The organism is Amycolatopsis sp. NPDC005232 (assembly GCF_040607795.1).
Taxonomy (GTDB): domain Bacteria; phylum Actinomycetota; class Actinomycetes; order Mycobacteriales; family Pseudonocardiaceae; genus Amycolatopsis.
This window is the reverse complement of record NZ_JBEXHL010000019.1, coordinates 16,496-31,702: the sequence shown is the minus strand read 5'-3', so window position 1 is coordinate 31,702 and position 15,207 is coordinate 16,496. Positions and strand designations below refer to the sequence as shown.

The following is a 15,207-nucleotide window of genomic DNA, read 5'->3' as shown; positions in this document are numbered from 1 at the left end:
ACACCCTCCCGGTCACAGTGCTTCGACGAACGTCGTGTCGTGCTCGGCCGCGCGGAACCGCGGGTGGTCGAGCACGTCGCGCAGGAACTGCGCGGTCGTGGCCACGCCGGCGCCGCGCACGTCGACCTCGCCCAGTGCGCGCCGCATGCGGGCGATCGCGGCGTCGCGATCAGGTGCCCACACGATCACCTTCGCCAGCAGCGAGTCGTACACCGCGGGCACTCGGTAGCCCGGGAACGCATGCGTGTCGACCCGCGTGAACGGGCCCGCGGGCAGCCGGCACTCGTCGAGGACACCGGGCGCCGGCGCGAAGTCCCGGGCCGGGTCCTCGGCGTTGACGCGGCATTCGATCGCCGCGCCCGTCACGCGGACGTCGGCCTGGGAGTAGCCCAGCGGCTCCCCGGACGCAACGCGGAGCTGCTCCTGTACCAGGTCGAGCCCGGTCACGGCCTCCGTCACGGGGTGCTCGACCTGCAGCCGGCAGTTCACCTCCATGAAGTAGAACCGCTGGTCTCCGTCGACCAGGAACTCGAAGGTCCCCGCACCGACGTACCCGGACGCCTCCGCGCCCCGCACAGCCGCCGCGCCCATCTCCTCGATCAGCGAGTCCGGCAGCAGCGGCGCCGGCGACTCCTCCACGAGCTTCTGATGCCGGCGCTGCAACGAGCAGTCGCGCGCGCCGAGGTGCACGACGGTGCCGTGCTCGTCGGCGAGCACCTGGACCTCCACGTGCCGCGCCGAAGCCAGGTACCGCTCGACGTAAAGCCGCCCGTCGCCGAACACGGCCTGCGCGGCGGCACGGGTCTGCGCCCACGCGCGGGGAAACTCGGCCGCGGAGCTCACCACGGCCATCCCCCGGCCGCCGCCACCGGCGACGGCCTTCACGATCACCGGGAACCCGATCTCGCTCGCCAGGGCCGCGGCTTCGGCGGCCTCCAGCGGATCGCGGCTGCCGGGCAGCAGCGGCAGCCCGACGCTCGCCATCAGCGAACGGGCACTGGACTTGTCGCCCAGCTGCGCCATCACCTTGGCCGGCGGGCCGACGAACGTGATGCCCTCGGCCTCGCACACCTCGGCGAAGTCCGCGTTCTCCGACAGAAAGCCGTACCCGGGGTGGATCGCCTCCACACCGCGGGTGCGCGCCGCCTCGATCACCGCGGGGATGCTGAGGTAGCTGTCCTTCGCCGCCGGAGGCCCGATCTGCACCGCCTCGTCGGCGAGCCGCACGGCCGCCGAGTCGCGGTCGGCACTGGAGTGCACCACGACCGACCGGATCCCGAGCTCGGCGCACGTCCGGATCACCCGGACCGCGATCTCACCGCGGTTGGCGACCAGCAAGGACCCGATCACGACGCCGGTTCCAGCGCCAGCAACGGCTGCCCGTGCTCGACGGCCGTCCCGTCCGCCACGCGGAACTCCGCGATCCGGCCCGCGTGGTCCGCCTCGACCGGGATCATCAGCTTCATCGCCTCGATGATCCCGATCTGCGTGCCGACGGCGATCGTGTCGCCCTCGCTGACGAACGGCTCGGCCCCGGGCTCGGGCGCCCGGTAGAACGTACCGACGGTCGCCGCGCACACGGCGATTCCCGTGGCGGCCGGTTCCTCGACCGCGGGAGCCGGCCGAGGCGCCGCGAGCGCGGCGAGCTCGACTGAGTCCACCATCGGCGCCGCCACGGTCGGCCACTCGACTTCCACGGCCACCCCGTGCGCGCTCACCCGCACGGCTTCCGGGTGCCGCACCGACTGCGCGCACAACACCAGCACCTGCTCACGCAGGGCCGTCACCACCTGGTCCACCTCGTGGGGCGCGAGGGGGTTCGCGCTTGCGTTCACGGCTGTCGTCACCGGGCCTTCTCCGAGTTGTCGGTGCTGGATTTCCGGGACAGGTCGTCGAGCAGGACCGAGCCGTCGGCGCCGAAGGCCCGGAACCGCGCCCGGCGGCGCGTCACGAGGTTCATCTGGTCCAGGGGCACGAGCCGCGCCAGCGTCTCGGCCAACGCCGCGCGCATCGCGGCGGCGATCTGCACGTGGTCGGCCCCGGCGCCGCCCGCCGGCTCGGGGATCACGCCGTCGACCACGCCCTGGCGCAGCAGCGACCGCGCGTCGACGCGCAGCGCCTCGGCCGCCTTCGGCGCGGCCGAGGGGTCCTTCCACAGGATCGCGGCACACCCCTCGGCGCTGATCACCGAGTAGACGGCGTTGGCGCACATGAGGACCTGGTCGGCGAAGGCGAGTGCGAGCGCACCGCCGCTGCCGCCCTCGCCGGTCACCACGGCGATCACCGGCACGGGCAGGCCCGCCATCAGCTTCAGGTTCTCCGCGATCGCCACGGACTGGCCCCGGCGCTCCGCCTCGATGCCGGGGTAGGCGCCCGCGGTGTCGATCAGGGTGACCACCGGCAGCCCCAGCTTCGCCGCCAGGCGCATGATCCGCGCGGCCTTGCGGTAGCCCGCCGGGCTCGGCATGCCGTAGTTGCGCCTCGCCAGCTCGTCGGCCGTGTGGCCCTTCTGGGTGCCGATCAACGCGATCGGCTGTCCCTCGAACCGCCCGAGGCCGGCGACCAGCGCCGGGCAGTCCTCGGACATCCGGTCGCCGTGCAGCTCGTGGAAGTCCTCGAGCAACAGGGCCGCGTAGTCCAGCGTCGTGGGCCGGTCGAGCTTGCGCGCCGCGCGCACGCACTCCCACGCCGAACGCTCGGGCAGCCGTTCGGGATCGGTGATGAGCGCGTCGGTGACCGGCGCGTCGGTGTCGGGGCGCTGCTCGGGCCGGCGGGTGGCGATGGCCAGCACCCGGCCCAGCGCGGCGCGCAGTGCGGCGCGCGGGCGGATCATGTCGACGATGCCGTGCTCCAGCAGGAACTCGGCGGTCTGGAAACCGTCGGGCAGGGTCTGCTTGATCGTCTGCTCGATCACGCGCGGCCCCGCGAAGCCGAGGCGGGCGCCCGGTTCCGCGATGATCAGATCGGTCGAGGTGGCGAACGACGCGGCCACGCCGCCGAACGTCGGGTCGGTGATCAGCGAGACGGTGAGGATGCCCGCCTCGTCGAGCTGGCCCAGCGCCTGGCTGGTCTTGGCCATCTGCATCAGCGACAGCACGCCTTCCTGCATGCGAGCCCCGCCCGAAGCGGTGACCAGCAGGAGCGGCGTGCGCTCGGCGAGGGCGATCTCGCAGGCGCCGGTGATGGCCTCACCGACCGCCGAGCCGAGACTTCCGCCGAGGAAACGGAAGTCCATCGCCGCGACGACGACCGGGTTGCCGTCGATCTTCCCGCGGGCGCACAGCACCGCCTCGGTGAGCCCGGTGCGAGTGCGGGCGTCCACGAGCCGCTCGGCGTAGGGGCGGGTGTCCGAGAACTCCAGCGGGTCGCTGCCCGATACCACCAGCTCCAGCGACCGGATCGAGCCCTCGTCGAGCAGGGTTTCGAGCCGTTCGGCCGCCGTCAGCGGTGCGTGGTGGCCGCACTCCGGGCAGACGCGCCCGGCGCGGGCGAAGCGCCTGCCGTACATCATCTTCCCGCAACCTCCGCACACCAGCCACGACGGTGCGTCGTTGCGTTCGATCTCCTGCGTCACGGTCATCGCGAAACCTCCCCCAGGGGAACTGGGACGTACGTCGCGCACCGGGACGGCAGGCGGACGCCGGCGACGCGCAACTGGCTCACGCGGACCGCGAACGCGGCCCCGCGCATGAGGTGGACGGCGAGCTCGGCGACGTGGCGGTGCGCCGGCGCGGCGAGATAGGTCCCGCCCACCCACTCGTTGAACGCGCCCATCGCCGGGCCGCACCAGATCTGGTAGTCGGCGGCGCGCTCGGGCATCGCGGCCATGCTCCAGCCCGACGACCGGCCGAGGTACCAGCGGAAGACCAGGGCCATCCGCCGTTTCGGGTTGCCTTCGGCGCGTTCGATCTGCTCCGGGTCGCGTTCGCTGAAGTAGCGCACGCAGTCTTCCCACACCTCGTCGAACGAGCGCTGAAAGACCCGCTGTTCCAGCTCCGCGCGCTCGGCCGCGGGGATGGCGTCGAGGCCGGCGCACGAGCGGTAGGTGTCGTACAGCCGCTTGGCCCGGCCGGGGAACATGGTGCCCCGCTTGAGCACCTGGACGTCGACACCCAGCTCGAACATGTCCGAAGACGGAGCCATCTCGGTGTCGGCCACCCCGGCCGAGGCGAGCAGGCGCTTCACCGCGTCGGACTGGTCGGCCTCGATCGACGCCTGGTTGATCGAGCCGGTGACCACGTAGGACGCGCCCATGGCGAATGCGGCCGACGCCGCGGCGGGCGTGCCGATCCCGCCGGCCGCGCCGATGCGGACCGGCGAGACGAACCCGTGCTCCCGCTGCACGCGGTCGCGCAAGGCGACGAGCGCGGGCAGGAGCACGACCAGCGGGCGGCGGTCGGTGTGGCCACCGGAGTCGGCCTCGGCCGTGATGTCGTCGGCCATCGGGACCGACGCCGCCCACCCCGCCTGATCCGCCGTGATCTCCCCGGCTTCGCGCAGGCCGCGCAGCAGGTCCGCGGGAGCCGGACGGAGGAACTTCTCCGCGACCTCGGACCGCGAGACCTTCGCGATCACGCGGTTGCGGGCCGCGACCTGCCCGGAGGCATCGCGCTCGAGGCCCGCGGCCCGGTAGCGCACCACCTGCGGGGTGAGGTCGAGGAAGGCCGACGCCTCGACGCAGCGGACCTCGTGGCGCAGACAGGCGTCCACGATCGCCCGCTCCAGCGCTGCTTCGCTCGGGCTGTGGATCAGGTTGCAGGCGAACGGCCGGCCCGGCGCCTCGCGGCGGATCGTGCCCAGCGCTTCGTCGAGCTTCGCGGGCAGCACGCCGGCGGCGCCGAACGAAGCCAGGAAACCGTTGCGCGCCAGCGCGGCGACCAGGCGGGCCGACGCGATGCCGTTGGCCATCGCTCCGGCGTGGTAGGCGTGGCTCACGCCGTGCGCCTTGCGGAATTCGGGTTCCCCCAGTGATTCCGGCCGCACCGCGGGTACGGCGGCGAGCACCTTCGCGCGCCGGGCGGCGTCGGCGTCCGCGGTGAGGGCGACGCCTTGCTCGTCGCGGACCACGAACACCGGAGAATCCACAGTGGACAACAGTTGGTAGATCGATTCCTCGTCCCTGGCCGATTTCGGCAAGGCAGCTATGCTCACACCGCAATTCTTCGGTCAGTGCCGGGCCTGGTCAACGCGAGAGGCCCGGTTGTCATGACCTGATTGACTTGCGTAATGGCGGGCTGGAGAACGGACCGACGGCGTCGAGGCATTCCAGAAACGAATTTCGCAGCCGGCCGTCCTGATCGTCACGCCACACCACGTAAAGGTCGACGGTGGGCACAGGATCGTAGAGCGGAACCGCGACCGTGCGCGCGCCGCCCGCGACGGCACCGGCCAGCATCGCGCGCGAAATGGACGCGAAACCCACCAGTGATTTCGCCGTCACGAGGATTTCGGTCGTGGCCGGGTGGTCGATTTCGTGCACCACGTCGAGCCCGATACCGGCTTCGTCGGCCGCACGCACGATGGCGTCGTACATGGCCGGGCAGAGATCCCGTTCGAACAGCACGCAAGGCTGACCGGCCAGCTCCGCGAACGGCACGCCGGGACGCCCCGCCCACTTGTGCTTTTGCCGCACCACGGCGACCAGCGACTGGCGCATCAGGCGCCGGTAGCGGAACTTCGCGGTGGCGGGGCGGCCGTAGACCAGGGCGACGTCGAGCGCGCCGCTTTCGAGCGCCTGCAGCTGCGGCCCCGTCCGCTTCTCCTCCAGCACCACGGCCACTTCGGGGAAGTCGGCCTGCATCTTCTCCATGACCGACGGCAGGACGTGCTGGGCCGCGGGGAAGTTGTAGCCGACGCGGATCGTGCCGGAGCGGCCGGCGGCCGCCTCGCGGGCGGACCGCCGGGCCTGCTCGACTTGGCGCACGAGCTCGCGCGCCTCGACCTCGAACGCCTGCCCCGCGCGGGTCAGGTGCACCTCGTGGGTCGTGCGCGCGACCAGCTCCACGCCGAGGGTGCGCTCGAGGCGTTGCAGCTGCTGGCTCAGCGATGGCTGGGTGAGGTGCAGCTTCAGGGCGGCGCGGCCGAAGTGCAGCTCGTCCGCGATCGCCAGGAAGGCCAGCACGTGCCGGTACTCCATCACCACCTCCGCGCCCCGTGGTGATTCATCCTCGTCCGCCAAGGCGAACACGCCGTGAACGGACCTCGAACCCGGGCCGGCGGTGGCGAACCTCACCGTGCCTGTGCTCAGGCGGGCGGCTTTCCGGCCGTGATCCAAGCAGCGACGGCGGGGCCGACGAGGTCGCTGTCCTTGATCCACGAGGCGTGCCCGAGGTGCTTGAGGCCCGAGGAGGAGTCGATGTGCCAGCGGGTCAGCTTCGCCGACGGCATGCGGCGGCACAGGAACCGCACGGTGGACTCCGGGCCCAGCGGGTCGTTGTCGAGCGAGATCACCAGCAGCGGCAGGGAAAGCTCGCCGAGCAGCCGGTCGTAGTCGCGCGAGCTGCCGCTGGGCCGATAGCGGCTCGTGCGTGCGTGGCGCACCCAGTCGGCCATTACGCCGCCGGTCATCGGGCCGATTCCACCGCCGCCGGGCCAGTTTCCCTTCAGCCGGCACACGAGACCGACCCACTGCGTCGTGGCCAGGATCGACAGCCGTCGCGACGCGGGGAACGAGCGCCAGTACACGGAACCGGTCCCGATGGTCGTCACGCTCGCCACGCGGTCCGGCTCGGCCGCGGCGTAGAGCAACGCCAGCTGCCCGCCGACGCTGTGGCCGAACAAGTGCAACGGGGACTGGGGAAACCGGGTCCGCACGGCAGACACCACGGCCGGCAGGTCGACCTCGAGCAGTTCGCGGTAACCGAAACCGGGGCCCTCGCCGAGCTTCGGGCGGCTGTCGCCCTGCGCCCGCAGGTCGACCGTCGCCGCGGACAGACCCGCGGCGTGCAGGGCTTTCACCAGCGGCAGGTAGAACTTCGCCTTGATCGCCATGGCCGGCAGGATCAACGCCACAGGCGCGGCGGGATTGGGGTGCGCCAGCACGCGCAGGGCGAGGCTCGTGCCGTCCGGCGTGGCGACGGTGATCTCCTCGAGCCCGGCGGGGGCCTCGGCCGGCATCACGCCTCCTGGACGAGGGTGACGACGTAGTCGAGCTGGACCTTGCCGACGAGCACGCCGGCCTCGTCGAACAGCAGCGCGCGGCCGTCGACGTCCAGGCGCTGCTCGCCGACGGAGGCCAGCACGGTCTCGACGTCGTTGCGGTCGATCGTGCCGACGGCGCGCAGGCGGCCGAGGGCGGGCTTGCGGAAGGCGACGCGCGAGTCGCGCAGCACGAACGAGCCGATGGCCGACAGGCGCGTGGCCATCGCGCCGACGAACGCGCACGCGCCGGCGACGTCGGCCGCCAGGAACTGCGCGCCGGCGTGCACGGTGCCGAGGTGGTTGCCCAGGTGCGCCTCGGCGGGGACCTCGACGACGGCGCGGTCCGGGCCCAGCTCCGAGACCACGACGCCGGCGTGCGTGCCGAACGGGATGAGACGGGAGACGATGCACTGCAGGAGGGCGTAGTCCGGGTTGTCGGGATCGATCGCGGCGAACACGGCTCCGAAGCCCGTGGGGGCCTTCAGCTCGGTTGTCATGGCCCCTAGTCCCCCACGGCCGGCGGCAATTCCGGGGCGCCATCACCAAAACCAATCGGCCGAATGCGGTCCCGTCTCACCGGGTTGTGCCCCCGCCAGTCGTGATTACCTCGGCCCGTGTCCGCAGAAGAAGTCACTCCCTCCTCGGAGTCCGCCGAGTCCGGCAGCGGCAACAGGCCCCGCCGGAAAGTGCTGAGCAGCCCGTACCTGCACCGACTGCAGCGCCGCCACTTTCTGCTTTTCGACATCCTCCCGATCGTCGGCACCGCCGGCGCGCTCGCGTTTCTCGCGGTCCACGCGATCCGGCTCACCGACATCGTCCTCCTGTTCGTGATGTGGTTGCTGACCGGTCTCGCGGTGACGGTCGGATATCACCGGCTGTTCACCCACCGCACCTTCAAGGCCACGACGTCCGTGACCGTCGTGCTCGCCGTGCTCGGTTCGATGGCCGGGCAGGGCTCGGTGATCTCGTGGGTCGCGCTGCACCGCCGCCACCACGAGTGCAGCGACCGCGAAGGCGATCCGCACTCCCCCAACCTTTCCGGCACCGGGTTCAAGGGCCGGCTCAAGGGTCTCGCCCACTCGCACTTCCTGTGGATGCGCCGCCACGAGTATCCGAACATCGTCCACTACGCACCGGACCTGCTGAAGAACCAGCCACTGGTGCGGGTCGCGCGCCTGTACTACTCCTGGGTCGTGCTGGGGCTGCTGATCCCCGCGCTGGTCGACGGTCTCGTCACGATGAGCTGGACCGGCGCGGTGAGCGGCCTGCTGTGGGGCGGGCTCGTGCGGATCTTCCTGCTGGAGCACATCGTCTGGGCGATCAACTCGTTCCTCCACATGTTCGGCACCCGCCCGTACGACTCGCGGGAGAACAGCCGTAACGGCGGGATCTTCGCCCTGATCACCCTCGGCGAGGCGTGGCACAACAACCACCACGCGTTCCCGGACTCGCCGTCGTTCGGCCTGGACTGGTATCGCCTCGACCCGGGGTTTTGGCTGATCCGGCTGCTGGCCGCCTGCGGACTGGTCTCCGAAGTCGAGGTCCCCACCTCCGAGCGGCGCGCCGCCAAGCGGCTGCCCTCGAACACCCCCGCCACCGCGACCCGAGCGTGAGGACGACCGAAGTGGACACCAGCGAAGAAGCGATCCTCCGGTTCTGCCGGCGGTACGTGGCCAACCTGCTCGACATCGAGGTCGACGCCGTGGACCCCGAGGCGGACTTCGACCACCTCGGCATCGACTCCGCCATCGCCGTCGCGCTGCTGACAGAGGTCGAGGAGCACTACGACGTCGACGTGGCGCCCGAGACACTGTTCGACAACCCGACCCTGCGCGCGGTGGCGGTGTACCTGCACGAGCAGCTGCGCCAGCGCGTGGCACCATGACTCTCGAGACGACGGGGACACTCCCGGTCACGGAGCTGGCAGCCGGCGCGATCCGCCACCACTACGACGTCGGCGACGAGTTCTTCCGCCTCTGGCTGGACAGCTCGCTCACCTACTCGTGCGCCCTGCGGGAAACCGCGGGCGACACGCTCGAAGCCGCCCAGGAACGCAAGCTCCAGTACCACCTGGACGCGATCGACGCGACGGACGCCGAAGCCGTGCTGGACATCGGCTGCGGCTGGGGAGCGTTGCTGCGGCGGCTCACCGGCACGCACCGGGTTCAGCGCGCCGTCGGCCTCACCCTCAGCGAACGGCAGGCCGCGTACGTCGCGGCGGAGGACTACCCCGGCGTCGAGGTGCTGCTGGAGAGCTGGACCGACTACGAGCCGGACACCCGGTTCGACGGGATCGTCTCCATCGGCGCCTTCGAGCACTTCGCCCGGCCGGACGACTCGCCCGAGGAGAAGATCGGCGTCTACCGCCACTTCTTCACCCGCTGCCGCGAGTGGCTCACGCCCGCCGGCGCGCTGTCGCTGCAGACCATCGCGTACGCCAACATGTCCCGCGACGACGCGAGCAGCTTCATGCAGCAGGAGATCTTCCCGGACGCAGACCTGCCCACGCTCGCGGAGATCACCGCCGCGGCCGACGGCCTGTTCGAGGTCCGGTCGATGCACAACGCGCGACTCGACTACGCGTGGACGTGCGAGCAGTGGGCCCGGCGGCTGCGCGCCCGGCGCGAGGTAGCCGTCGCGCTGGTCGGGTCCGAGGTCGTCGCGCGGTACGAGCGTTACCTCAAGCTGTCGGCACTCGGCTTCCGGATGGGCAAGATCGGCCTGCTCCGGCTCGTGCTGGTGCCGTATGCGAACGGGCACTTCACGCGATGAGCACGGCGGTCCGGTTCAACCCGCTCGGCGCGGCGTTCCGCGCCGACCCGTACCCGCAGTACCGGCAGCTGCGCGAAACCCGGCCCGTGCACAAGACACTCGGCATGTGGGTGGTGACGCGCCACGAGGACGTGCAACGCGTGCTGCGCGACCGCACGTTCAGCGCCGGCCTCATCCCCCAGCTCGTGACCAAGCAGGCCGAGCGGGTGTCCGGGCTCGACGTCGCGCGGATCGAGCGGCTGGGCCGGAAATCACTGGTGTTCACCGACAACCCCGACCACGCGCGGCTGCGGGGCCTGGTGAACCGCGTGTTCACCGCGCAGGCGGTCGCGACGCTGCGGCCGCTCGTCGAGAAGGTGACCGGTGAGCTGCTCGATCGGGTCGGCGCGGCGGGCCGTGCGGACGCGATCGCCGAGTTCGCGGCGCCGCTGCCGGTCGCAGTCCTGTCGGAGTGGCTGGCCCTGCCCGAAGGGTTGCGCGAGCACGTCGGGCAGTGGACCCACGACATCCGGTTCCTGCTCGAACCCGGGCTCATGCGCGGCGACGACTTCACGCACGTGTGCGAGGTCGTCGAGAAGTTCGTGGCAGCGCTGGAAGAAGTACTCGCCCAGCGGCGCGCCCACCCGGGTGACGATCTCGTCAGCCGCCTGCTGGCCGCCCGGACCGGCGGCGGCGACCGGCTGGCCGACGAGGAGCTGATCTTCGTCTGCATGATGTGCTTCGTCGCCGGCAACGAGACCACGAAGTCGTTGATCGGCAACGGGTTGCTCGCGCTGCTGCGGCACCCGGACCAGATCGCGTTCCTGCGTCGCCGGCCCGAGCTGGTGCCCGGTGCGGTGCAGGAGATGCTGCGCTACGACTGTCCGCTCCAGCTCACCAAGCGCCTCGCCACGCACGAGGTCGAGCTCGGTGACGCGGTCATCCGCGAAGGCGACCAGGTGCTGCTGTGCCTCGGTGCGGCCAACCGCGACCCCGAGGTGTTCGAGCGGCCGGAAGAGTTCGACGTCACCCGGTCCGCGAAGGCGCACCTCGCGTTCGGCCACGGCATGCACGGCTGCCTCGGCGGCCTGCTCGCCGAGCAGCAGGCCGAGGTCGCGTTCCAGCAGCTGATCCGGCGCTTCGACCGGCTCGAGCCCGAATCCGACGAAGTCGAGTACCAGGACCACAGCTTCATCGTCCGGGGACCGCGGAACCTGCCTGTCTCGTTCGGCGGTACCCGATGACCGGCGTCGCGAGCCTCCCGTGGCTGCGGTGGACGGGCACGCCCGCGGACACCCGCCTGGTCTGTCTGCCGCACGCCGGCGCCGGAGCCGCGTCGTTCACCCGCTGGCCGGAGCTGTTCCCGCTGGGGATCGCGCCGGTGCGGGTGCAGCTGCCGGGCCGGGAAGACGCGGCCGCGCAGCCACCGCTGCGCCGGCTGGCCGACGCCGTCGCCGGGCTGCTCCCGCAGGTCCAGGCCTTGGGTGAAGGTCCGCTCGCGCTGTACGGGCACAGCATGGGCGCGCTGCTCGCGTTCGAGCTCGCCCGAGCGCTCCAAACCACCGGCCAGGCGCCGGTGCACCTGTTCGTCTCCGGCCGCCGCGCGCCGCACCTGGCCGCGCGCAAAGCGCCGATCCACCTCCTGCCCGATGACGAGTTCGCCCGCGCCCTGACCGAGCTGGGCATGGCCACGGCGACGCAGGCCAGCCCGGCTTTCCGCCGCTACGCGTTCCCGCTCATCAAGGCCGATCTCGCGCTGTCGGAGGACTACCGCCACGAACCGCAGCCGCGGCTGAGCTGCCCGATCACCGTGTTCGCCGGCACCGAGGACCCGATCGTCGACGCCGACCAGGTCACGGCCTGGCGCGTCGTGACCAGCGGGCCGTTCGCGACCCATGCGTTCTCCGGCGGTCACTTCTTCCACCAGCAGCACCGCGCCGAGATCGCGGCGCGGATCACCGAGGCCCTGGAGTGAGCGTGGTGCTTCCCGAAATCCTCACCGGCCGTGCGGAAACGCAGCCGGACCAGCGGGCCTACGTCTTCGTCAACGAGGACGGCGACGAAACCGCGGAGCTGACGTACGCCGCGCTGCACGCGAAGGCGCTCGCCGTCGCGGCCGAGCTGTCCCGGCACTGCGCGCCCGGCGATCGGGCGCTGCTGCTGTTCCCGCAGTGCCTCGACTTCATCGTCGCCTACTTCGGGTGCCTGTACGCGGGTGTCGTCGCCGTGCCGGTCAATCCGCCGAGGCGCAACCGCGTGCAGGAGGCCACGCGCAGCATCGTGCGGGACTGCGAGCCGGCCGCCGCGCTGACGCTCGCGGGAACGGCCGAGTTGAAGTCGACTGTGGACGACATCTGCGGCGAACTCGCCTGGATCGCCGTGGACGAATTGCCGGACGCCGCCTTCACACCGGTCGACGTCACTCCGGACACCCTCGCGTTCCTGCAGTACACCTCGGGCTCGACCTCGAAACCCAAGGGCGTGATGGTCTCGCACGGCAACCTCGTGGCCAACCAGGCGATGATCCGCCACGGCTTCGGCCACGACTCGCAGTCCACCGTGGTCGGCTGGGCCCCGTTCTTCCACGACCAGGGCCTGATCGGCAACGTGCTGCAGCCGCTCTACGTCGGCGCGACGAGCATCCTCATGTCTCCCGGCGCGTTCATCCGGCGCCCGGCACTGTGGCTCTCGACGATCTCGCGCTACCGCGCCCACACCAGCGGCGGCCCGAACTTCGCCTACGACGCGTGTGTCGCCCAGGCTGCCCGCGCCGGGGTGCCCGACGACCTCGACCTCTCGTCCTGGCGGATCGCCTTCAACGGCGCCGAGCCCATCCGGCCAGCGACCCTGCGCCGCTTCTCCGAGACCTTCGCCTCCGCCGGGTTCCGCGAATCCGCGTTCTACCCGTGTTACGGCCTGGCCGAGGCGACGCTGATCGTCACCGGCAGCCGCAAGGGCCGGGGCCCGCTCACCCTGGCCGCCGACGTCGACGAGCTCGCGCACGGCCGGCTCACCCCGCGGGCCGTCGGCCGCGAGCTCGCCGGGTCCGGCACCGTCCTGCCGGGCGGCGACGTGCGGATCGTCGACCCGGAGACTCTCGAACCGCGCGCTTCCGGGGAAGTCGGCGAGATCTGGGTGGCCGGCGACCACGTGACCCAGGGCTACTGGAAGCGCCCCGAAGCGACGAACGAGACCTTCCGCGCGCACGGTGACGCGCGTTTTCTGCGCACCGGCGACCTCGGCGCGCTGGCCGGCGACGAGCTGTACGTGGTGGGCCGCATCAAGGACCTCATCATCATCCGCGGCCGCAACCACTACCCCCACGACCTGGAGCACAGCGTCGAGCGGGCGCACCCGGCGCTGCGGCCCGGGGCGGTCGCCGCGTTCACCGTGCCCGACGGCGAGCACGAAAAGCTGGTGATCGTCGCCGAGATCAACCGCGACGACCGTCACGACGCCGACCCGGCCGAGGTCACGGGCGCGATCCGCGCCGCCGTGCTGCGGGAGCACGATCTGACGATCGGCGCGCTCGTGCTCGCCCGCCACGGCGAGCTGCAGAAGACCAGCAGCGGCAAGATGATGCGCGCAGCGGCCCGGAACCGTTATCTCACCGAGGGTTTCGCCCGGTGGCCGCAGGAGAGGCGAGAGGACAAAGGAATGACCGAACCCAACCCCGACTTCGCGCAGGCCGTCACCACCGTGGTGCTGAGCATGCCCGCCGCGAAGCACCTGGGCTTCACCTTCGGCCGGATCGAGCCGGGCGAGGTCGAGATCGTGCAGCCGTTCCGCGTGGAGCTCTCCCAGCACAACGGGTTCTTCCAGGGCGGCGTGCTCGGCTCGCTCGCCGACTTCGCCGCCGGCTCGGCCGCGGGCACGCTCCTGCCGGCCGGCTGGGTGAACATGACGGTGGACTACACCGTGAAGCTCGTGGCCCCGGCCAAGGGCGAGAAGGTGATCGCGCGCGGCCGGGTCGTCAAGGCGGGCCGCACGATGACCGTCGCCGCGGCTGACCTGTTCGCGTGCGCCGGCGACAACGAAACGCTCTGCGCCACGGCACTGGTGACCATGCGCAACGTCCCGCTCCCGCAGGGCTGAGCCGTGACCGGCAGCGCGTACATCTTCGACCTGTTCGCCGATGGTTTCGCCGACGACCCCTACCCGCACTACGCCGAGCTGCGCGCCGCCGCGCCCGCGCACGAGCACCCGCTGGGCTTCTGGCTGCTCTCGCGCTACGACGACGTCGCCCGCGTGCAGCGCGGTCACTCCGTCGACGAGCAGAACCTGACGACGCTACCGGCGTGGAAGCGCGATTCGGACAAGCTCGGCAAGGCCAACCGCATGATGGGCGGCCTCTCGCTGCTCGACCGCGACCCGCCGGACCACACGCGACTGCGCAAGCTGGTCACGAGCGTGTTCACCCGCCGGGCCGTCGAAGCGCTCGAACCGCGGATCACGGAGCTGGTCGACGACGCGCTGGAGCGGATGGCCGCGGCCGGTCGCGCCGACGTGGTCGCGGAGTTCGCGTTCCCGCTGCCGTTCACGGTGATCTCGGAGCTGCTCGGCATCCCCGCCGTCGAGCACGACCGGCTGCGCGAACTCACCGGCACGCTGGCGCTGGGCCTCGAACCGCTGCCCAGCCCCGATCTGCAGGCGCGCACGCGCGAGGCGAGCAGCGAGCTGACGGCGATGATCGCCGACCTCGTCGGCTGGAAGCGCGCCCGCCCCGACGACGACTTGTTCACGGCGTTGCTCTCCGCGGAGGACAACGGTGACGTCCTCAGCGAGGAGGAGCTGGTCGCGCAGGTCGCGTTCCTCTACGTCGCGGGCCACGAGACCACCGTGAACCTCATCGCGGGCGGGCTCCTCGCGCTGCTGCGCCACCCCGGGCAATACGCGCTGCTGCGGCGTAACCCGGAGCTCGCGGGCAATGCCGTCGAGGAGCTGCTGCGCTACGACACGCCGGTGCACCTGATGCGGCGCATCACGGTGGAGCCGGTGGCGGTGCGCGGCTCGGTGATCCCGGCCGGCAGCTGGGTCGTCGCGTGTCTGGCCGCGGCCAACCGCGACCCGGAGTTCTGGGGCGCCGACGCCGACGCGCTGCGGATCGACCGCGAAGGCGCGCACCAGAACGTGTCCTTCGGGGCGGGTGTGCACCACTGCCTCGGCGCGGCGCTGGCTCGGCTGGAAGCCCGCGTCGCGTTCACGAGGTTTTCGCGGCGTTTCGCCCAGCCGAAGCTCGAAGGTGTGACGTGGAACGGCCGGATCAACGTCCGCGGCCCGGCCACGCTGCCGGTGACCGTGCGCTAGGAGAGAAGC

14 protein-coding genes are annotated in these 15,207 nt (G+C 71.6%); 7 read left to right on the top strand and 7 right to left on the bottom strand.

Translation table 11 applies throughout. The features are described from left to right. Positions 1 to 12: 12 nt before the first annotated feature. The 7 genes from ABZU76_RS31455 to ABZU76_RS31425 form a co-directional block, all read right to left on the bottom strand. Positions 13 to 1,350 carry an acetyl-CoA carboxylase biotin carboxylase subunit gene (locus ABZU76_RS31455; protein ID WP_354875794.1) on the bottom strand — a complete coding sequence of 446 codons (1,338 nt, stop codon included), beginning with the start codon at positions 1,348 to 1,350 and terminating at the stop codon, positions 13 to 15. Then, positions 1,347 to 1,847, bottom strand: coding sequence for a biotin/lipoyl-containing protein (locus ABZU76_RS31450; RefSeq protein WP_354875792.1), 501 nt, complete (start codon positions 1,845 to 1,847; stop codon positions 1,347 to 1,349). The genes ABZU76_RS31455 and ABZU76_RS31450 overlap by 4 nt, the downstream gene beginning before the upstream one ends. Beyond that, positions 1,844 to 3,580, bottom strand: coding sequence for an acetyl-CoA carboxylase, carboxyltransferase subunit beta (gene accD / locus ABZU76_RS31445; RefSeq protein WP_354875790.1), 1,737 nt, complete (start codon positions 3,578 to 3,580; stop codon positions 1,844 to 1,846). The genes ABZU76_RS31450 and accD overlap by 4 nt, the downstream gene beginning before the upstream one ends. Next, positions 3,577 to 5,151: a PfaD family polyunsaturated fatty acid/polyketide biosynthesis protein gene (locus tag ABZU76_RS31440; RefSeq protein WP_354875788.1), complete on the bottom strand. Its 1,575-nt coding sequence runs from the start codon at positions 5,149 to 5,151 to the stop codon at positions 3,577 to 3,579. The genes accD and ABZU76_RS31440 overlap by 4 nt, the downstream gene beginning before the upstream one ends. Before the next feature lie 52 nt (positions 5,152 to 5,203). Continuing rightward, positions 5,204 to 6,136 (bottom strand): LysR substrate-binding domain-containing protein, encoded by a 933-nt coding sequence (locus ABZU76_RS31435; protein WP_354875786.1) that lies wholly within the window; start codon positions 6,134 to 6,136, stop codon positions 5,204 to 5,206. A gap of 107 nt (positions 6,137 to 6,243) precedes the next feature. Further along, the gene (locus tag ABZU76_RS31430; RefSeq protein ID WP_354875784.1) at positions 6,244 to 7,116 is read right to left on the bottom strand and encodes an alpha/beta fold hydrolase; all 873 of its coding nucleotides are present in this window, start codon (positions 7,114 to 7,116) and stop codon (positions 6,244 to 6,246) included. Continuing rightward, entirely contained in the window at positions 7,116 to 7,637 is a 522-nt protein-coding gene (locus ABZU76_RS31425) for a DUF4442 domain-containing protein (RefSeq protein WP_354875782.1), read from the bottom strand. Before ABZU76_RS31425 ends, ABZU76_RS31430 begins: the two co-directional genes overlap by 1 nt. A 117-nt stretch (positions 7,638 to 7,754) precedes the next feature. Between ABZU76_RS31425 and ABZU76_RS31420 the strand changes: the two genes are divergently transcribed. Genes ABZU76_RS31420 through ABZU76_RS31390 form a run of 7 tightly spaced genes read left to right on the top strand, consistent with a single transcriptional unit; the run spans position 7,755 to position 15,198 of the window. After that, complete coding sequence (locus ABZU76_RS31420) at positions 7,755 to 8,753, top strand: fatty acid desaturase (RefSeq protein ID WP_354875780.1); 999 nt, start codon at positions 7,755 to 7,757, stop codon at positions 8,751 to 8,753. A gap of 11 nt (positions 8,754 to 8,764) precedes the next feature. Further along, complete coding sequence (locus ABZU76_RS31415; RefSeq protein WP_354875778.1) at positions 8,765 to 9,025, top strand: acyl carrier protein; 261 nt, start codon at positions 8,765 to 8,767, stop codon at positions 9,023 to 9,025. Next, a complete protein-coding gene (locus ABZU76_RS31410) occupies positions 9,022 to 9,912 on the top strand; it encodes a cyclopropane-fatty-acyl-phospholipid synthase family protein (RefSeq protein WP_354875776.1) in 891 nt (296 codons plus the stop codon). Before ABZU76_RS31415 ends, ABZU76_RS31410 begins: the two co-directional genes overlap by 4 nt. Then, entirely contained in the window at positions 9,909 to 11,135 is a 1,227-nt protein-coding gene (locus tag ABZU76_RS31405; protein ID WP_354875774.1) for a cytochrome P450, read from the top strand. Before ABZU76_RS31410 ends, ABZU76_RS31405 begins: the two co-directional genes overlap by 4 nt. Further along, positions 11,132 to 11,866: an alpha/beta fold hydrolase gene (locus ABZU76_RS31400; RefSeq protein ID WP_354875772.1), complete on the top strand. Its 735-nt coding sequence runs from the start codon at positions 11,132 to 11,134 to the stop codon at positions 11,864 to 11,866. The genes ABZU76_RS31405 and ABZU76_RS31400 overlap by 4 nt, the downstream gene beginning before the upstream one ends. A gap of 2 nt (positions 11,867 to 11,868) precedes the next feature. Then, a complete protein-coding gene (locus tag ABZU76_RS31395; protein ID WP_354875770.1) occupies positions 11,869 to 13,986 on the top strand; it encodes an AMP-binding protein in 2,118 nt (705 codons plus the stop codon). 3 nt (positions 13,987 to 13,989) lie between these two features. Continuing rightward, entirely contained in the window at positions 13,990 to 15,198 is a 1,209-nt protein-coding gene (locus ABZU76_RS31390; protein WP_354875768.1) for a cytochrome P450, read from the top strand. Positions 15,199 to 15,207 lie beyond the last annotated feature (9 nt).